We start from the raw sequence: 19,506 nt of genomic DNA, 5'->3' as shown, positions 1-19,506 counted from the left end.
GCGGCGGCGCGCCGGGAGCGGTCGCGACGTTATCGACGAACGAACGCTCCCCGCCGCGTCGCGTCAGGCGCGATCGGCTGTTGATCGGTGAAGAGGGGACCGCTCGCCGGCGCGGCGACTGCGCGCGCAGAGCCGATGCGCGACGCCGCGCCGGCGAGCGGTAATCGACTACTGTCGTCGGAGTTCATCTGCGCTCCTTCGGTCGTGGATGGGCGGCACGAGCGATCGGCGGCCGCGCACGCGAGCGTGCGCACGGCCGGTCGGCACGTGAATGAAATACGCGCGGCAGCGCGCAGTGCGTCGCGCGAATGCACGCGCGCGTCAGCGTGGCGCTGCGCGGCGACGCGCTTCGGCGTCAGCGAAAAATCGGGCGGGGATTCTGGCCGGTCAGGCCGGAAGGACGCCGCATCCTGCTTCCCGGGATGCGGCAGAAGACGAGGCTCTGCGCAGTTTCCTCAGGCGGCAGTCATGTTGGTCAAGCACCAACTACAACTCGCATCGGTGTTCACAGAACACTCCATGTGTTTAGACGGGGGCGATGGTAATGGTTCGTTGCGCGAAGCGTCAACCCTTTACCCGCTTTACCCGCGTTTTTACGGCGTTTTCATCGATGCATCGGCGTGCAGCCGCAACTCGCGGCGATGAAAAAACGCGCGCACGCCGGGCCGGCATGCGCGCGTTCGTGTCGCGGCGACGCAGCGCTTATTGCGCGGCGGCCGTGACGGCCGCGCCCGCATCGGCGATACCGGCGCCGGCCGGCAGGGCGGTGCACGACGTCGTGGCGGCGGGCAGCATCGCCGCGCGTGCGCCGCCTTGCAGCTTCTGCTGGATCTGGGCCGGCGTGAGGTTGCCGTTCACGGCGAGCATCAGCGCCGCGACGCCCGCCACCTGCGGCGCCGCGAGGCTCGTGCCGTCCGCGAGGCCGTAGACGTCGGTGCCGGGCGTGGTCTTGCCGCTGTTCGACGTCGACAGGATGTTGACGCCGGGCGCGCTCAGCGCGACGTCGCTGCCGAAGTTGCTGAAGGACGCCCGCCGGCCGGTCGCGTCGTTCGCGCCGACGGCGATCACGCCGCGGCAGTTCGCGGGCTGGTCGAACGCCGTCGAGACACCGTCGTTGCCGGCCGCGACGACGACGGTCACGCCCAGCGCGGTCACGTCGTCGATCGCCTGCTGGAACGTCTGGCTGCACGCGCCGGTGCCGCCGAGGCTCAGGTTGATGACTTTCGCCGGATTCGAGTTCGTCGGTACGCCGCTGACCGGAATGCCGGCCGCCCAGCGCATCGCGTCGGCGATGTCGCTCGTCGTGCCGCCGCACTTGCCGAGCACGCGCACCGGCAGGACCTTGCCGAGCCACGACACGCCGGCGATGCCCGTGTTGTTGTTCGCGACTGCGCCGATCAGGCCTGCGACGCGGGTGCCATGCCAGCTGCTGTCGCTCGGGCTGCTCGCGCAGTGATAGAACGGGCCGCTTGCGTCGTCGAGCTCCTGCTGCGTGACCCAGTCGCCCGGATCGGTCGCGTCCCGGTCGCGCCCCTTGCCGTTGTTGCTCGTGTTGACGTTGGTGATGAAGCTGTAGCCCGGCAGCAGGTTGGACGCGAGATCCCCGTGCGGACGGAAGCCGGTGTCGAGCACGGCGGTCACGACGGTCGGCGCGCCCTTGGTGCGGGTCCATGCGGGCGGCGTGTTGATGCCGACCGCCGGGTCGGACAGATACCATTGCTGGCTGTACGAGGGGTCGCTCGGCGTGTCGCGGACGTGCATCGGGTGATCCGGCTCCGCGTAGTCGACGTCGCTGTCGGCCGCGAATGCGGCGGCCAGTGCGGCCGCGTCGTCCGATGCGATGCGCTGACCGATCGACAGCACGGCCGCGCCGCTCGCCATCGCCCGCTCGACCTGCACGTTCAGCGACGTCGTCGCGGCCGCATAGGCACGCGCGGCGCCGGTGGTCGTCGGCGCGCTCCAGCGCGTCATCGAGCGCTGGATCACCGCGTCGAGCCGCGTGCCGACGTCGAGCGCGGCCATCGCGCGCGTTCCCGTCGACGGCTTCAGCCGGACGATCAGATGATCGACAGGCGGCTCGGTCGGCGCGACCGTTTGCGCGGCCATCTGCACCGCGGCCTGCTGGGCCGCACAGGTGGTGCCGTTGGTCGGCGCGGGCGCGGGCGCCGGAGCAGGTGCGGGAGCCGGCGTCGGCGCGGGGGCCGGCGCTGCGGTCGCCGGGCTCGAGCCGTCGCCGCCACCGCCGCCGCAGCCGGCGATGGGGAGCAGGGCGGCTGCCGACAACATGCCGGCGAGCACGCGCGCGTGAGCGGAGCGGGCCAGTGCGAAATCGAAACGATTGGCTCTCATGGTGAAACTTCGTCCTCGTGGATAACCGTCGTGCCGGCGGTAGTGCATGGTCCGGCCGATGCCGGATCTGGTCTTTTTTGTCTGGCGATTGCAGCGGCTTGCTGCGAAGCGCCACGCATTGGGTAACGGCCGTCCAGCGGGGTTCTTGAGTATGTTTTGGTAGAAAAGGCAGCGTTTGCGCAAACGATTTCGTTGCTGCATCGCAGCGGTGTTTGCGATTCCTGTCGGGCCGCGCGCTCGCCCGTGCGCGACCGGATGCGCTGCGGCGGCCCTGATGACGGAGAGGACGAGGTTTGCGCGCCACGGCAACGCTCGCGCCCGCGCGGCGGGCCGCCGGCTCGACGCGTCACTACGCGTTGGCCGATGCGGCGCGAATATTGTCGGGCGTAGGATCGCGATTCGATCAACGTTTCGTCAGGAGAAAAGCATGGATCGCCGCTTTCGTTGGCTGGCCCTCGTGCTGGCCGGTGCGCTGGCCGGCGCCGCGCACGCGCAGGCGCTCACGGGCACGCTGAAGAAGATCAAGGACACGGGCGTCGTGTCGCTCGGCATCCGCGAATCGTCGGTGCCGTTCTCGTACTCGGACAACCAGCAGAAGAACATCGGCTATTCGCGGGACATCGCGTCGCGCATCGTCGAGCAGCTGAAGACGGAGCTGAACCTGCCCGGCCTCGCGGTGAAGGAGATTCCGATCACGTCGCAGAACCGGATTCCGCTCTTGCAGAACGGCACGATCGATTTCGAATGCGGATCGACGACGAACACGCTCGAACGGCAGAAGCAGGCGGCGTTCTCGAACAGCATCTTTCTGTACGGCATCCGCTTCAGCACGCGCAAGGATTCGGGCGTGAAGGACTTTCCGGACCTGGCGGGCAAGACGGTCGCGACGACGGCCGGCACGTCGGACGAGCGCCTGCTGCGCAAGCTGAACGAAGAGAAGGGCATGAACATGACGATCATCAGCGCGAAGGATCACGCGGAAGCGTTCATGAACGTCACGACCGGGCGCGCGGTCGCGTTCGTGATGGACGAGCCGCTGCTCTACGGCGAGCTCGCGAAGGACCGGAATCCGGGCGCGTATACGGTCACGGGCACGCCGCTCGTCCACGAGAACTACGCATGCATGATGCGCAGGGACGATCCGGCGTTCAAGCGCGTCGTCGACGGCGTGATCGCGAAGATGCAGACCTCCGGCGACGCGGAGAAGCTCTACAACCGCTGGTTCACGCAGCCGATTCCGCCGAAGGGGATGAACCTGAACTATCCGCTGTCGGCCGAAATGCGGCAGCTGTTCAGAAACCCGACCGATCGCGCGCAGTACTGAGCAGGCCGCGGCGACACGGTTGCAAACGAAAACCGCCGGCGCGGCGGCCGGCGGTTTCGGTTTTGTTTTTGTGCGGGGTTGCTCGCGTCAGGCCTTGATCTCCGGCCCGCGCGCCGCGGGCCTGGCCGGCGCCGACGGTGCAGGCGCGACCGTACGTGTGGACGGCTGCGCCGGCACGATCACGACGACCGGCTCCGGCATTGCCCACATCGGCATCGCGAAGCCGACGGGTTGCGGCGCCGGCATCGCGAACAGGTTGGCGAGCGCGGCGTGCTGCAGCGCCATCATCTGCTGCATGGCGGCCATCTGCGCCTGAGCGGCCTGCATCCGGTACTGCGCGGCCTGCATCTGCCGCCATGCGGTTGCGGGCGCCACGTCGCCCGACGTCGACGACGTCTGCATCTCGAAGCTCGCGCCGCCATGCGGGCTGTGCCAGCTCCACGTGCTGACCTTCATCGGGCCGAGCGCCGTCTGGACGACGCGCGTATCGGCCTTGACCGGCACGGCCTGCCCATCGACGTTGACGAACACCGGTTGTGCGGCCGGCGCCTGCGCGGCTTGCCCGGCGATCGCGAGCACGGGCATCAGCGCTACCGCGCCTGCCGCCATATACGAACGGAATCGCATATTCGTATCTCCATCAAACGATACTGATCGAATCAACATTGAACGAATCGTGCGGCTCACGGACGGAGCCATCGGCGACTATGCGTGGGTCGGCTTAAAACAGGATTAAAACCGCGGCGTAGCCGGTCGGATGGACGTAGGCGGGACGCTGCAGCCGACGCCTGCAACGCCGAGCCGACAGCTCGCAACGTCCAGCCGACAGCTCGAAGCTCGAAGCTCGCGGTGCACGGCGCACCGTGCCGCCATGCCACCGGCGCCCATGTCCCCCCGCGCCGCCGCCCCATTCAACCTCTCCCGCGCCAGGGGATTCCGGCCGGCGCGCGCAACAAAGGGCACAATAGGCGCTTCGCCGCGCACGGCTGTTCGCTATCCGAACGCGCCGGCATGCAGCGATGCCGCCGCCCGTATCCTTCCCGCCCGTCATGAACGCCTCGCTCACTTCCGCGCGCGCAACGAATTCACCGCGTTTCCTGCTGCTGCTGATCTGCCTGTTCGCGTCCGCCGGACAGGTCGCGATCGACATCTACGTGCCCGCGCTGCCCGCGATGGCCCGCTATTTCGCGACGTCGCCGCAGGCGATCCAGTCGAGCGTGTCCGGCTACCTGGCCGCCTACGCGTTCAGCCAGCTCGTGTTCGGGCCGGTCGCCGACGCCTTCGGGCGCAAGCGCGTGCTCGCGTTCGGGCTCGTCGTCTATACGATCGGCTGCCTGCTGTCGCTCGGCGCGACGAACCTGGAAACGTTCCTCCTCGCCCGCTGCCTGCAGGGCTTCGGCATCGCGACCACCAACCTGCTCGCGAAGACGATCATCACCGATTCGTTCACCGGGCAGGCGCTGATGCATGCGTTCACCTACATGTCGATCGCGTGGGGGCTCGCGCCGATCGTCGCGCCGGTGATCGGCGCGCACCTGCAGACGTGGTTCGGCTGGCAGGCCTGCCTGGTGTTCCTGCTCGCGTACTCGCTCGTGATGTGGGCGCTGCTGTGGGGCTATCGCGAGACGCTGCCGCGCCCCGTGCCCCTCGCGCCGCGCACGCTGATGGCGAACGCCGGCAAGGTGCTGTCGAGCCCGGTGTTCCATAGCTGCTTCCTCGCGCAGGGGCTGTGCTACAGCATCCTGCTCGTGTTCAACATCGTCGGGCCGTTCATGGTGCAGACCACGCTGCACGAGCCGCCGACCTTTTTCGGCTATCTCGCGCTCGGCATCGGGATGATGTACTTCCTCGGCGGGCTGTCGAACCGCGTGCACGGCCCGCGCCTGCCGAGCGCCGAGCGGCGGCTGCAGCTCGGCGCGCGCGTGATGGCCGGCGCCGCGATCGCGATGCTCGTGCTGGCGCTGACCGTCGGCCTGCGCGTGTGGACGCTCGCGACGCCCGTGCTCGTGATGGGGTTCTGCGCCGGCGCGATGTATCCGACGCTGATGGCGAAGGGCAATGCGCTGTTCCCGCACATCGCGGGCCTGACGAGCGCGATCCTCGGCTGCGCGCTGCTGCTGGTGTCGTCGGCGATGATGGGGCTCGCCGGCTTCGTGTCGGTGCAGGTGCTGACGCCGCTCGCGGTGTTCTTCGTCGTGCTGGCGTTCGTCGTCGTGTGGATGGTGACGAAGCTGCTGCGCCATCTGACCCAGCAGCAGCCGGTCAGCGTCGCGTGCGCGAGCGGGGAAGCGACCTGAGCGCGGCCGGCGCGTGACTTGAGACTCGAGCGCGGCGCGCCGCCCGCTCACAGCGGATGCGCGGCGCTGGCCTGCGCCAGCAGCGCAACCGCGGCCGCGGCTGGCATCCCGCTGGCGTCGATCGCCCCTGCCGCCGCCAGCGCGACGAGGTCGCTGTCGACGCCGGGCTGGCCGACCACGAACGGCGTCGTCAGGAACGCCTGCGTCGTCAGCGTGACCGCATAGCGCTGCTGGAGATTCGCGACGACCGCCGATTGCGCGGCCAGCACCGTGTTCGCGCTGCCCATTGCCTGCTGGAAATGCGTATTGCGCGGAAAATTGCCGATCAGGCCGGCCGTGGTCGTGCCGAGTTGCGATGCGAGGTAGACGAGCATCAGGTCGGTCTCGGGCGTCGTATTGAAGGTGCCGCCGGCGAACGCGAGCGAATGCAGGGTCGTGCCGCCGGACGTGACGGTGAGCACGCACGGCAGCGCGGCGTTGAGGGCGACGCGGTAGTTGCCGCCGCCGTCGGTCAGCGTGGTGGCCGAGCCCTGCACGCAGCTCACCGTCACCGCCGCGCTCGCGAGCGGCGCGCCGGTGGCGGCCGTGCCGGACAGCGCGACCGATGGCAGGGTGTCGTTGGAGCACACGTCGACGCCGAAGCAGGCTTCGCCGTTGCAGCCCGCCAGCGTGGCCACGAAGGCGGCGCCCAGGATGGGCCGGAGCAAGCGCGGAGGTCGGAGGTTCATGGTCGGGCGATCGGCGGATCGTGAGAGGGGACGCGGCGCGCCGACGCGCCGGCGCACGCTTCGTATTCTAGGTCTGCGATCCGCGTACTGCTTACCCTTTCGTGCGCTGCCGGCGCAGACGGCATCACGGTTTGCGCGCGCCCTTGCGCGCGAACGCGCCCCGCACCTCGAACCCGATCGCATCGGCGACGTTCCCGCGCGCATCGACGAGTTCGAGCCGATGCCGTCCCGGCCACGGCATCCACGCGACGCGGTCCGCGCGCCCGATCACCTTGTCGTCGAGCCGCCACGAAAACTTCGCCGCGTGGCCCGCGGTGCGCTCGAACCAGATCCGCTGGTTCTTCGGCGGAATGTCCGGATCGATCGCGAAGATCGTCCCGTCGGTCGGCGCGCCGATCGTCAGCGGCGCGCGCGGCCCGTCCTTGCCGGCCGTGACGGGCGCGGCGAGCCGGATCGCATCGACCGCGGTGCCGGCGAGAAACCATTCGCCGCGCGCCGGCTCGAGATCGCGCTCGAACGTGATGCGGCGCTGCTCGACGCCGGCGGGCGGGCGCGGTGCGCGGCTCGCGAGATCGCGATGCAGGTAGCCGACCACCGCCGACCAGACCGGGGCCGCGCCGGTCACGCCCGAGATGTCCCACATCGGCGAGCCGTCCGCGTTGCCGACCCAGACGCCGACCGTGTAGCGCGACGTATACCCGACCGCCCAGTTGTCGCGCATGTCCTTGCTGGTGCCGGTCTTGACCGCCGAGAAGAAGCGCGTCGCGAGCGGGTTGTCGAAGCCGAACGTGCGCACGCGCGCGTTGTTGTCGGCGAGGATGTCGGTGACGACGAAGCTCGCCGCGTCGCTGAACACGCGCGTGCCGTCGGGCGCGCGCGCCGGCGTCGGCGCCGAAGCCGATGCGGACGAAGCCGGCGCCGGCAGGTCGACGGCCTTGCGCGCCACGCCGCCGTTCGCGAGCGCGCGATACGCGTTGGTCAGCGACAGCAGCGTGACGTCCGCGCTGCCGAGCGCGAGGCTGAAGCCGTAATAGTCGCCTTCCTGCGCGAGCGGCAGCCCGAGCGCGGTCAGCGTGCGCGCGAAGCGGTGCGGCGTCACGAGCACGAGCGTGCGCACGGCCGGCACGTTGAGCGAGCCGCCGAGCGCGCTGCGCACGCTCACCCAGCCCTTGAAATCCTTGTCGTAGTTCTGCGGGATGTACAGGCCGCCGCCCGTGGCGAGGTTGATCGGCGCGTCGTCGAGCAGCGACGCGGCGGTCAGCCGCTTCTCGTCGATCGCCTGCGCATACAGGAACGGCTTGAGCGTCGAGCCGGCCTGGCGCGGCGCGAGCACGGCGTCGACGTCGCGCGCGCCCGACAGCGCGCCGGACGAGCCGACCCACGCGCGAATCTCGCCGCTCGCGTTGTCGATCACGACCACCGCGCCGTCCTGCACGTTGCGTCGATGGGCGGGGGCGTTGAGCTCGGTCAGCGCGCGGGTCAGCGTGTCGCGCGCGAAGCGCTGCAGCGGCGCGTCGAGCGTCGAGCGGACCTGCGCGCCCGCGCCGGGCTTCGCCTCGGCCGCGATGCGCCGCGCGAAATGCGGCGCGAGCGCCGCGCCGTCGTCGCGCGCGGCGCTCGCCGGGCGCGCGGTCACGAGCTGCACGTAGCCGTCGAGCGACGCGCACTGCTGCGCGGCGCGCATGTCGCGCAGGATGCGGCACGCGCGCTCGGCGACCCTCGCGGCGTTCGCGTTGGGCGCGCGCACCAGTGCGGCGGCGACCGCGGACTCGCGCACGTCGAGCCCGGACGGCGCCTTGCCGAACAGCACGCGCGACATCGCGTCGAGCCCGATCGTCTCGCCGCGGAACGGCACGAGGTTCAGGTAGGCCTCGAGGATCTGGTCCTTGCGCCAGCCGCGTTCGAGCAGCAGCGCGTTCATCGCCTGCGTGGCCTTCTGCGGCAGCGAGCGCTGGCCCGAGCGGCGCGGCGAATCGCCGAGCAGGCCGGCGAGCTGCATCGTCACGGTCGACGCGCCGCGCGTGCGCTCGTTCCACAGGTTGCCCCAGGCGGCGCCCGCGATGCCGCGCCAGTCGACGCCGCTATGTTCGTAGAAGCGCCGGTCCTCGGACACGACGATCGCCTCGCGGAACGCGGGCGACACGTCGCCGAGCGCGACCCAGTCGCCGCGCCGTTCGGCGTGGTCGACGCGGGTGCGCTGCAGCGGCGTGCCGTCACGGGCGAGCAGCACCCAGTCGGAACTGCGCCAGCGGTGGCGCACGTCGTCGTACGACGGCAGCGCGTGCGCGACCAGCGGGGCCGCGAGCAGCGCGGCGATGAAGAGGCGGCCGGCAGCACCGGCAATCTGCGCCGGCCGAGGTGAGGCGAGTCCCTTCATCGCGCGTTCACGGCTTGCCGGCGTCGGCCGGCTTGACGGTCATCGGCGGATTCGGCCACAGCCCGTACACCGACGGCGCGTACAGCGCCTCGACGCGCGTCGGCGGCAGCCCGAACGTGCCGACGTTGTTCAGCCGCACCGTGTATTCGACCGACAGCTTGCCCTTCGGCAGATAGTCGTAATACGCGCGATAGCCGTCGAAGTCGCGTTCGATGAAGGCGGGCCATGCGCCGTCGGCCGTCTTCTCGCCCTGCGTCGCCGCCTCGGAGTCGCGGCCGAGGCCGGAGCCGAGGATCGTCGCGCCGGCCGGAACCGGATCGTTGACGACCACCCACGTCATGTCGCTCTGCGCGTCGATGTCGAGGTGCACCCGCACCACGTCGCCGCGCGTCAGCACGCCCTTGACCGCCGGCGACACCGGCGTGACCGTTTTCGTGATCCGGTAGCCGGCCGCGAACGGCGCGCGCAGCGGCACCGCGGCGAGGCTTTCGATCGTCGCCCACGGGCGGCCGGTGCCGTTCTGCACGACGCTGAGCGTGCCCGGCTGCGCCGCGCGCGGCCACGGCAGCATCACGCTGCGCGCGGCGGCTGCACGCGTCGCCGGGGTCGCCGACGCCGCTGCGGCCGATGCGGCCGGAGCTGCCGATGCAGCCGGCGACGACGACCACGCGATCGACCGCTCGTCGCCGCCGAGCGTCACCTTCGTCGTGCCGCTGACGGGCGTGCTTTCGTAGACGCGCGAGAAACGCTCGACCGCGAGCAGGCCGAGCGCGTTCGACGTCGTCGTCTGCCACGCGCCGCGCTGCTGCAGCGCGAGCAGGCCGGACGTCACGCGCGGCATCTCGTCCTTCCAGGCAGGGTCGCCCGCGAATTCCAGCGCGAGCCGCGCGGCGTTGGTCTCGTTGCTCGTCATCAGCCACCACAGGTCGTCGTCGCGCGCGGTCGAGAACACGAGCTGGGTGCCCTGGTAGGTGAGCCGCGCGCGCAGGATCTGCTCGACCTGCGCACGTTTCTCGTCGCGCTGCGGGATGTCCTTCACGCGCGTCAGGATCGCGTGATAGTCGATCACGGCCGACGTCGGCCACTGGTTCGGCGCGATCTCGAGCGAGCCGAGCATCCGGCCCTGCGCCGCGCCGTAGCGCGACAGCGCCTCGATCGCGGCGAGCTTGCGCAGGTCGCGGTCCTGGCGGGGCGCCCACGTGTCGCGCTGGATGCGGCCTTCGACGAAGCGCGCGAGCCCGGCTTCGAGCTGCGCGCGCACGTCTTCGGGCAGCGCGAAGCGCGGGTCGAGACGGCTCGCCTCATCCGACAGCACGAGCAGGTAGGACGTCAGCGTCGGGCTGCCATAGTGCGAATCGTCGGATCGCGGCGGGAAATAGCTCGCGAGCCCGTCGCTGTCCAGATAAACCGGCATGCGCGCGGTCAGCGCCTGCCATTGGGCGGCGTCGCGCAGCCCGATCGCGCGCGACGCCTGCTGCTCGAGGCAGCGGTACGGATAGCGCTCGAACCAGCGCCGCACGCCCGGCAGGCCGTCGGCCAGCTTCGACTGCAGCGACACGGCGATGCCGCCGCGCGGCGCGCCTTGCGCATTCGGCGCCGCGCCGGCCGGCGCCGCGACGGGCAGCGCGAGCGTGCCGTCGACCTGCGCGAGCGTCGCCTGCTGCACGGTGACCGGCAGCGCGGGCACGACCTTCTGCGTGACCGCGAGCGCGTCGGCCGCGCGTGCGCCGCCTTGCTCGGCCGCCTCGATGCGCCAGTTCAGCGCGCCGTTCGCATCGAGCGCCTGCTCGGGCACGGTGATCGTCCACGCGGCTTCGCCGGCGCCGTTCGGCGCGAGGGAAACGGTTTGCGGCGCGACGTCGAGGCCCGTCACGCGCGGCGTGACGACGACCCGCATCGTGCGCTCGGTCGTATTGCGCAGCGTGACCTGCGCGCGGAACGCATCACCTTCGCGCACCAGCGGCGGCAGGCCGGAGATCAACTGCAGGTCCTGCGTGCTGCGGATCGACGTGCTGCCGGTGCCGAAGCGGTCGGGGCCGACCGCCGCGATCGCGACGATGCGGAAGCGCGTCAGCGCATCGTTGAGCGGCACCTCGACGGTCGCGCTGCCGTTCGCGTCGAGCGTCACGCGCGGATTCCACAGCAGCAGCGTGTCGAACAGCTCGCGGGTCGGCGCGCTGCCGCCGCCGCCGCCCGCCGGCACGGCCTTGCGGCCGAAATGGCGGCGGCCGACGATCTCCATCTGCGCGGTGGCGGTCTCGACGCCGTACGCGCGCCGCCGCAGCATCGCGTCGAGCAGGTCCCAGCTGTTGTTGGGCATCAGTTCGAGCAGCGCCTCGTCGACGGCCGCGATCGCGACCTGCGTGCCGGCCGGCGCGGGCCGGCCGCCCGGCAACGTGACCTTCACGTGCGCCTGCGCCTTGCCGCGCACCGTGTAGCGGGTTGCGTCGGTCGTGACCGTCACGCCGAGCCGGTGCGCGCCCGTGCCGACCTTGATCTCGCCGAGGCCGTAGCGGAACGCGGGCTTCGACAGGTCGACGAACGCGGTCGGCGCTTCATAGTGACGGCCTTCGCGCCAGAATGCGCGCGCCCATTCGAGCGGCGCCTTCCAGCCCCACGTGAAGAACGAATACCACGGCACCTCGCGGATCCGGCCGCGCAGCGCGAGCACCGATACGTAGATGTTCGGCCCCCACGTGTCGCCGACCTTCAGGTCGACGGTCGGGTTCTTGCCGTTCAGCTCGACGATGTGCGTCTCCATCACGCCGCCGCGCTCGACCGCGACGAGCGCGGTCGCATAGCGGAACGGCATCCGCACCTGGAAGCGGGCGGTTTCGCCCGGTTCGTACGCAGTCTTCTCCGGAATCACGTCGATCCGGTCGGTGTTGTCGCCGCCGAACCAGAGCTCGTCCTCGCGCGTGACCCACACCGACGTCGATGCGTTCGACGTGCGGCCGTCGCCGTCCTTCGCGACCGCGATCAGCTGCACGTTGCCGGCCTGCTCGAGCGTCGCGTCGCACGACATGCGGCCCTTGTCGTCGGTCTTGCCCGAGCACAGCACGCCGAGGTCGCGCGTGTCGCTCTGGTTGTCGTATGCATAGAAGCCGCCGACCATGCGCTTGCGCGAAGTCGTCGTGATGCGCGCGACGCCCTTGATCTCGATCGGCACCGACGCGCGCGGCTTGCCCTGCAGGTCGACCGCGAGGGCCTGCACGGGCACACGCTGGCCCACCGACACCCAGCGGCCCGCCTTGATGCCGGCGACCACCGCGGCCGGCCACAGCATCGCGTCGCCGCGGATCGTCTGGACCTCGCCGTTCGGATCGGCGAAGGTCGCTTCGAGCGCGACGCGCTTCGGCGCGTCGACGGCCGGCAGCCCCTTGAGCGTGACCGAGCCCGCGCCGTTGTGGTCGAGCGTCAGCGGCAGCTTGTCGGCGATCAGCTTGGCCGCGTCGGGATCGTTGCTGGCGCTGCCCGATGCGTTGTCGCCGTCCTGCTCGTCGTCGGCGGCCGTTTCGCCGCCGGTCTCGGGGCGGTACGGCGAGAAGCTGAACTCGGAATAGGTCTCGGCGAACGGCGGCGACGCCCATTTCATCAGCGCCGACACCTGCACCGGCAGGTTCGACGCGCCGCCGCCCGACACGTAGTCGATCTGCACCGCGAGCGGCGCTTCCTTCGCGGCGATGAGCGGGCTCTTCTGCGCGTCGCGCGCGCCGATCGTGCCCTTGAGGACGGGCAGGCGGAACGCCTCGACCCGGAAGCTGCCGCTGGCGTAGCTGGCGGTCGGCTCGTCCTCGGGGCCGCCTTCGAGCTCGACGCCGTATTCGCCGAGCTTCGCGGCGGCCGGCAGCGTGAAGCGCGTGTCGGCGCTATGGTCGGCGGCCCAGGTGAGCGGCAGCTTGTACGTCTGCCCGGAGCCGAGATGGCGGATCGTCACGCGGGTCGGGTATTGCGACGGGAACGCGAGGCTCTGCAGCGTCTCCCGGCGCAGGAAATGCTTCATCGACACGGTTTCGCCCGCGCGCAGCAGCGTGCGGGCGAACACGGTGTGCGCACGCAGGGTCGGCTCGCTGCCCATGTCGGTCGGCACGTTGAAGCGCCACGCCTCGATGCCGCGGTTCCAGTTCGAGCTGACGAACGCCATGTCGGGGCCGGTCTTCGGATCGTCGACGCGGGCCGACACGAAGTAGTCGTCGAAGCGCTCCGACGTCCGGCATTCGTGCTTCGGCTCGAACTGCCCATCGATCTTCAGCAGGCCCTGCGCGTCGGTCTTGCCGGCGGCGATCTCGTCTCCGTTGCAGTCCGACACGCGCACCTGCGCGTTCGGCACCGGCTTGCCCTTGTCGAGCGTGGTGACCCACACGACGCTGTTCTCGCGGCCCTGCTTCAGGTGCACGCCGAGATTGGTGACGAGCACCGCGGTGCGCACGTACATGCTCGACGGCTTCGCGAGCAGCGAGCGGCCGAGCGCCGGCGACGCGAGCTCGAGCACGTAGAAGCCGGGCTTGTCGATCGGCACGCCGACGGTCTCGAACGGCCGCAATGTCTTCGGATCGGCCTTCGGCAGCGTCATCGCCTGGACCCCGGACTCGCCCTTGAGCAGCGACAGCGAACGCACGTCGATGCGGCGGTCCTTCGGCGCGGGCTGGCGCTCGCCGGCCGCGAGCGGCACGTAGACGGGATGCTGCCCGCGGCGCCGGAGCAGGCCGGGAACCTGCTCGTCGATCCCCTCGACGCTCATCGACCAGTTGTCGAAACGCTCGACGAGCCGCATCCACTGGCGGATCGACGTGTCGTTCTCGACCTTCAGGTTCGCGAACTGCGCGCCGCCGGCGTTGAGCCCCGCGATGTGCAGGTCGGCCTCGACGTTGCGCAGCGTGACCGGCACGAGCGCCGGCATGCCGGGCTCGGCGAAGCGCTCGACGATGCCGAAGGTGCCCGACGAGAATTTCGCGAGCGGCGGCATTGGCGCGGTGCGCGTCGCGAGCGGGAACAGGTCGGCGTTGCTCAGCGTGCGCCCGGTGACGTCGCGCAGGCCCGACGGCAGCTCGATCGTCAGCGCGGCCTGCTCGGGCAGCGGCGGGTTGAACGTGACGGTCGTCACTTCCTCGCTCTTGTCGTCCGCCGCGAAGTTCGGCGCCTGCGAGCCGTCGGGGCCGCGCAGCCGGATCGCGTCGGCGTTCTTGCGCGGGATCGGCGCATTGAAGGACAGGGTGAGCGGCCGCAGCGGCGTGCACGGCGCCTTCGCGTTTTCGCGTTCGCACGAGAAGCTCGCGGCGAACGGCGCGCGCACGGTGAAATCGAAGCGCCGCTCGGTGTCGTTCGCGATGCCGCTCGGGCTGGCGACGCCCTTGCCGTAGACGAGCTGCATCTTCGCGCTCGACGGCAGCGCCTGCGCGCACGACAGCGTGAGCACCCGCGCGGCGTCCTGCTTCAGGTCGAAGTGATCGAGCAGCGCGCGGCGCGTGTCCGCGTCGGCGTTCGCGACGGGGATGCGGTTGCCGATGCCGGCCGCCTCGCACCAGATGTTCGCGAGCGACGAGCGTTCTTCGGCGGGGCCGTTCAGCTTGATCACGAACACCTGCCGTTCCTCGATCTCGCGCGAGCCGGGCCGCACCGACACCGGGAACGGGCCGCCCGTCTGGAACGTGAAGCGGCGCGGGCCGCTGGCCGCGTTGCCCGCGACCGAGCGCAGCCCGTCGTTGAGCGCGACCGCGCAGCGCACGCCGGGCGGCAGGTCGTTCTCGAAGTCCCAGATCCAGGTCTTGTCGTCGAGCCAGCGGCCCTGGCCGCGCCCGGCGACGGAATCGTTGCAGGTCATGCGCGCGGGATTCGGCGCGGACGCCGAGCCGAACGCGACCATCGGTTCGTCGAACTTGACGACGGCCTGCCGCACCTCGGCGACGGTGCCTTGCGGCGACACGCTCACCGTGCGCGCGGCGCCGGCCTGCAGCGACAGCACCGCGGCGGCCCCGAGCGCCGCGACGGCGCCGGTGCGCCAGATCCATCGCGTGATGTTTTGAAAGGTTGGTTCGTGCTTGTTGTCGTCGCGCTGCTTCATCGCTCGATTGCCCTCGGAGGGAAGCTTTCTGTTTGATTGGACGCGATTCTAACCGACCGGCATGACCGTCCATCCGTCCGGCGGATGTCGCCGTCGCGCGACACGAGGCGAGGGCATCGCGGATTTGTCGCGCCGCCGACACAAAAATCCAGCGAAATTTCGATTGTGTCGGAATGCGGAATATTTAATGGACTATAAAAAGATTGTCCGATCCGATTTGTACGCGTACATTTCAGGCCCGCGCCAAAGTTTGAGAAATATCAAGACTGGTTTTCCCGAGTCTGGCGTCAGAGAGAAGGAAGCATGCACAACGACAACACCCCCCACTCGCGTCGCGCAGGCGACGCCGCCGCCGGCCTTACGCGGCGCCAATGGCTGCAGGGCGCGCTCGCGCTGACTGCCGCGGGCCTTGCCGGCTCGCTCGCGCTGAAGGCGCTGGCCGACAACCCGGCCGCCGCGCCGCTCGACACCTTCATGACGCTGTCCGAATCGCTGACCGGCAAGAAAGGCCTGAATCGCGTGATCGGCGAGCGCCTGCTGCAGGCGTTGCAGAAGGGCTCGTTCAAGACGGCCGACAGCCTGCCGCAACTCGCCGGCGCGCTGTCCGCGGGCACGCTGAGCCCCGATCAGGAGAAGCTCGCGCTCGCGATTCTTGAAGCGTGGTATCTCGGCATCGTCGACAACGTCGTGATTACTTACGAAGAAGCGCTAATGTTCGGCGTTGTGTCGGATACGCTCGTGATCCGCTCGTATTGCCCCAACAAACCCGGCTTCTGGGCCGACAAACCGATCGAGAGGCAAGCCTGATGGCCGATACACAACAAGCCGACGTCGTCGTCGTCGGGTCGGGCGTCGCGGGCGCGATCGTCGCGCACCAGCTCGCGATGGCGGGCAAGTCGGTGATCCTGCTGGAAGCCGGCCCGCGCATGCCGCGCTGGGAAATCGTCGAGCGCTTCCGCAACCAGGCGGACAAGATGGACTTCATGGCGCCGTACCCGTCGAGCCCGTGGGCGCCGCATCCGGAATACGGCCCGCCGAACGACTACCTGATCCTGAAGGGCGAGCACAAGTTCAACTCGCAGTACATCCGCGCGGTGGGCGGCACGACGTGGCACTGGGCCGCGTCCGCGTGGCGCTTCATCCCGAACGACTTCAAGATGAAGACCGTGTACGGCGTCGGCCGCGACTGGCCGATCCAGTACGACGATCTCGAGCACTACTACCAGCGCGCCGAGGAAGAGCTCGGCGTGTGGGGCCCGGGCCCCGAGGAAGACCTGTACTCGCCGCGCAAGGCGCCGTATCCGATGCCGCCGCTGCCGCTGTCGTACAACGAGCAGACGATCAAGGCCGCGCTCAACAACCACGATCCGAAGTTCCACGTGGTGACCGAGCCGGTCGCGCGCAACAGCCGCCCGTACGACGGCCGGCCGACCTGTTGCGGCAACAACAACTGCATGCCGATCTGCCCGATCGGCGCGATGTACAACGGCATCGTGCACGTCGAGAAGGCCGAGCAGGCCGGCGCGAAGCTGATCGAGAACGCGGTCGTCCACAAGCTGGAAACCGGCCCGAACAAGCGCATCACGGCGGCGATCTACAAGGACAAGACGGGCGCCGACCACCGCGTCGAAGGCAAGTACTTCGTGATCGCGGCGAACGGCATCGAGACGCCGAAGATCCTGCTGATGTCCGCGAACCGCGATTTCCCGAACGGCATCGCGAACAGCTCCGACATGGTCGGCCGCAACCTGATGGACCACCCGGGCACGGGCGTGTCGTTCTATGCGAGCGAGAAGCTGTGGCCGGGCCGCGGCCCGCAGGAAATGACGTCGCTGATCGGCTTCCGCGACGGCCCGTTCCGCGCGACCGAGGCGGGGAAGAAGATCCACCTGTCGAACATTTCGCGGGTCGACCAGGAAACGCAGAAAATCTTCAAGGCCGGCAAGCTGCTGAAGCACGACGAACTCGATGCGCAGATCCGCGACCGCTCCGCGCGCTACGTGCAGTTCGACTGCTTCCACGAGATCCTGCCGCAGCCGGAGAACCGCATCGTGCCGAGCAAGACGGCCACCGACGCGATCGGCATCCCGCGCCCCGAGATCACCTATGCGATCGACGACTACGTGAAGCGCGGCGCCGTGCATACGCGCGAGGTCTACGCGACCGCCGCGAAGGTGCTGGGCGGCACGGACGTCGTGTTCAACGACGAGTTCGCGCCGAACAACCACATCACCGGCGCGACGATCATGGGCGCGGATGCGCGCGACTCGGTCGTCGACAAGGACTGCCGCACGTTCGACCATCCGAACCTGTTCATTTCGAGCAGCGCAACGATGCCGACCGTCGGCACGGTGAACGTGACGCTGACGATCGCGGCGCTCGCGCTGCGGATGTCCGACCAGCTGAAGAAGGAAGTCTGACCGTGCTGAAACAACCTCTCTCCTTCCTCCTGGCCGGCTGCCTCGCGTTGTCCGGCCTGGCCCGCGCGGCCGAGCCGGCCGACGCGGCGCTCGTCAAGCGCGGCGAATACCTCGCGGTCGCGGGCGACTGCATGGCCTGCCACACCACGAAGGGCGGCAAGCCGTTCGCGGGCGGCCTCGGGATGCCGGTGCCGCTGCTCGGCAAGATCTACACGAGCAACATCACGCCCGACGCGGACACCGGCATCGGCAACTGGACCTACGACGACTTCGAGCGCGCGGTGCGCCACGGCGTGTCGAAGAACGGCGACAACCTGTATCCGGCGATGCCGTACGTGTCGTACGCGAAGGTCAGCGACGACGACGTGAAGGCGCTGTACGCATACTTCATGCACGGTGTGGAACCCGTCAAGCAGGCGCCGCCGAAGAACGAGATCCCCGCGCTGCTCAGCATGCGCTGGCCGCTGAAGATCTGGAACTGGCTGTTCCTGAAGGACGGCGCGTACCAGCCGAAGCCGTCGCAAAGCGTCGAATGGAACCGCGGCGCGTATCTCGTGCAGGGCCTCGCGCACTGCAGCACGTGCCACACGCCGCGCGGCATCGCGATGCAGGAGAAGTCGCTCGACGAGACGGGCGGCAGCTTTCTGTCGGGCTCGGTGCTGGCGGGCTGGGACGGCTACAACATCACGTCGGACCAGAACGCGGGGATCGGCGGCTGGACGCAGGCGCAGCTCGTCCAGTACCTGCGCACCGGCAGCGTGCCGGGCGTCGCGCAGGCGGCCGGCCCGATGGCCGAGGCGGTCGAGCACAGCTTCTCGAAGATGACCGATGCGGACATCGGCGCGATCGCGACGTACATCCGCACCGTGCCGGCGGTGGCCGACAGCAGCGCCAAGCAGCCGCGTTCCGCGTGGGGCAAGCCCGCCGAGGACGGCCTGCGCCTGCGCGGCGTCGCGCTCGCGTCGTCGGGCATCGACCCGGCGCGCCTGTATCTCGGCAACTGCGCGAGCTGCCACCAGATGCAGGGCAAGGGCACGCCGGACGGCTACTATCCGTCGCTGTTCCACAACTCGACGGTGGGCGCGCCGAATCCGTCCAACCTCGTGCAGGTGATCCTGAACGGCGTGCAGCGCAAGGCCGGCAGCGAGGACGTCGGGATGCCCGCGTTCCGCCACGAGCTGTCGGATGCGCAGATCGCCGCGCTCGCGAACTACCTGACCGGGCAGTTCGGCAATCCGGCCGCGAAGGTGACCGAGCAGGACGTCGCGAAGCTGCGCTGAGCGGTGCGCGACGGCCGCACCAGCACTATCTCGAGAGGAGGGCGCGCAGCGCATCGGGCGGCGGCCCGAGGCAAGGTGGTTGCAGACAGAGCGGGGCGGGCGGCGCGCGTCGCCGCCCGTCCTGGTTCATTGACACGCCGATGCGCGGCCGCCGCGCATCGCATTCGTTGAGCGACACCATGACACCGAGACAATCCTTTCTCGCGTCCCAGCGCGACGTGCTGCTGTTGCTTGCCCGCATCCTGATCGTTATCCTGTTCATCCTGTTCGGCTGGCCGAAGCTCGCGCATTTCTCCGGCACGATCGCGTACATGGGCAAAGTCGGCGCCCCGGCGCCGATCATCTCGGCGGCGATCGCCGTCGTGATGGAGCTGCTCGTCGGCATCGCGCTGCTCGTCGGCTTCTACACGCGCCCGCTCGCGCTGCTGCTGGCGCTCTATACGGTCGGCACCGCGCTCATCGGCCATCACTACTGGACGATGACGGGCGGCGAGCAGATGAGCAACATGATTCATTTCTACAAGAACATCGCGATCACCGGCGGCTTGCTCGCGCTTTGCGCGGCCGGCCCCGGGCGTTTTTCGATCGATCGCGGCTGACCGGGCGCGCGCATGGGGCGCGCGTCGTGCGGTCGAGACTCCGAGGGGGCAATACCTTGCAATTCAAACAA

General features: G+C 69.7%; 12 protein-coding genes. 6 read left to right on the top strand and 6 right to left on the bottom strand.

All coding sequences use genetic code 11. From position 1 onward, the window contains the following. Positions 1–29: 29 nt before the first annotated feature. Both WJ35_RS31920 and WJ35_RS25330 read right to left on the bottom strand, forming a co-directional pair. Complete coding sequence (locus WJ35_RS31920; protein ID WP_196222106.1) at positions 30–188, bottom strand: hypothetical protein; 159 nt, start codon at positions 186–188, stop codon at positions 30–32. A 514-nt stretch (positions 189–702) separates the two neighbouring features. Then, on the bottom strand, positions 703–2,349 hold the full coding sequence (locus WJ35_RS25330; protein WP_069240276.1) for a S8 family peptidase: 1,647 nt from the start codon (positions 2,347–2,349) through the stop codon (positions 703–705). Positions 2,350–2,776: 427 nt separating this feature from the next. Between WJ35_RS25330 and WJ35_RS25325 the strand changes: the two genes are divergently transcribed. Continuing rightward, positions 2,777–3,673, top strand: a complete 897-nt coding sequence (locus tag WJ35_RS25325; RefSeq protein WP_069240275.1) for a glutamate/aspartate ABC transporter substrate-binding protein — start codon at positions 2,777–2,779, stop codon at positions 3,671–3,673. Positions 3,674–3,760: 87 nt separating this feature from the next. On the opposite strand, the gene WJ35_RS25320 is transcribed toward WJ35_RS25325, so the two are convergent. After that, positions 3,761–4,300, bottom strand: a complete 540-nt coding sequence (locus WJ35_RS25320; protein ID WP_011882366.1) for a hypothetical protein — start codon at positions 4,298–4,300, stop codon at positions 3,761–3,763. A gap of 422 nt (positions 4,301–4,722) precedes the next feature. Between WJ35_RS25320 and WJ35_RS25315 the strand changes: the two genes are divergently transcribed. Then, on the top strand, positions 4,723–5,970 hold the full coding sequence (locus WJ35_RS25315; RefSeq protein ID WP_069240274.1) for a multidrug effflux MFS transporter: 1,248 nt from the start codon (positions 4,723–4,725) through the stop codon (positions 5,968–5,970). A 47-nt stretch (positions 5,971–6,017) separates the two neighbouring features. Here the strand turns inward: WJ35_RS25315 and WJ35_RS25310 are convergent, their stop codons facing one another. The 3 genes from WJ35_RS25310 to WJ35_RS25300 all read right to left on the bottom strand — a co-directional run bounded on the left by WJ35_RS25310 (position 6,018) and on the right by WJ35_RS25300 (position 15,136). Continuing rightward, positions 6,018–6,698 (bottom strand): carboxypeptidase regulatory-like domain-containing protein, encoded by a 681-nt coding sequence (locus WJ35_RS25310; RefSeq protein ID WP_069240273.1) that lies wholly within the window; start codon positions 6,696–6,698, stop codon positions 6,018–6,020. Between the two features lie 124 nt (positions 6,699–6,822). Continuing rightward, positions 6,823–9,075: a penicillin-binding protein 1C gene (pbpC, locus tag WJ35_RS25305; protein ID WP_069240272.1), complete on the bottom strand. Its 2,253-nt coding sequence runs from the start codon at positions 9,073–9,075 to the stop codon at positions 6,823–6,825. 7 nt (positions 9,076–9,082) lie between these two features. After that, entirely contained in the window at positions 9,083–15,136 is a 6,054-nt protein-coding gene (locus WJ35_RS25300) for an alpha-2-macroglobulin family protein (RefSeq protein ID WP_060236453.1), read from the bottom strand. A 303-nt stretch (positions 15,137–15,439) separates the two neighbouring features. On the opposite strand from WJ35_RS25300, the gene WJ35_RS25295 reads away from it, so the two are divergent. The 4 genes from WJ35_RS25295 (at position 15,440) to WJ35_RS25280 (ending at position 19,435) form a co-directional block, all read left to right on the top strand. Continuing rightward, positions 15,440–15,943, top strand: a complete 504-nt coding sequence (locus WJ35_RS25295) for a sugar dehydrogenase complex small subunit (RefSeq protein WP_060236454.1) — start codon at positions 15,440–15,442, stop codon at positions 15,941–15,943. After that, entirely contained in the window at positions 15,943–17,556 is a 1,614-nt protein-coding gene (locus tag WJ35_RS25290) for a GMC family oxidoreductase (protein WP_060236456.1), read from the top strand. The genes WJ35_RS25295 and WJ35_RS25290 overlap by 1 nt, the downstream gene beginning before the upstream one ends. 2 nt (positions 17,557–17,558) lie before the next feature. Further along, positions 17,559–18,836, top strand: coding sequence for a c-type cytochrome (locus WJ35_RS25285; protein ID WP_060236459.1), 1,278 nt, complete (start codon positions 17,559–17,561; stop codon positions 18,834–18,836). 179 nt (positions 18,837–19,015) lie between these two features. Further along, positions 19,016–19,435, top strand: coding sequence for a DoxX family protein (locus tag WJ35_RS25280; protein WP_029226203.1), 420 nt, complete (start codon positions 19,016–19,018; stop codon positions 19,433–19,435). Positions 19,436–19,506: the final 71 nt, after the last annotated feature.

Source organism: Burkholderia ubonensis (assembly GCF_001718695.1).
Classification (GTDB): domain Bacteria; phylum Pseudomonadota; class Gammaproteobacteria; order Burkholderiales; family Burkholderiaceae; genus Burkholderia; species Burkholderia ubonensis_B.
The sequence above is the reverse complement of the archived record's forward strand: the minus strand, read 5'-3'. Positions and strand labels throughout refer to the sequence as shown.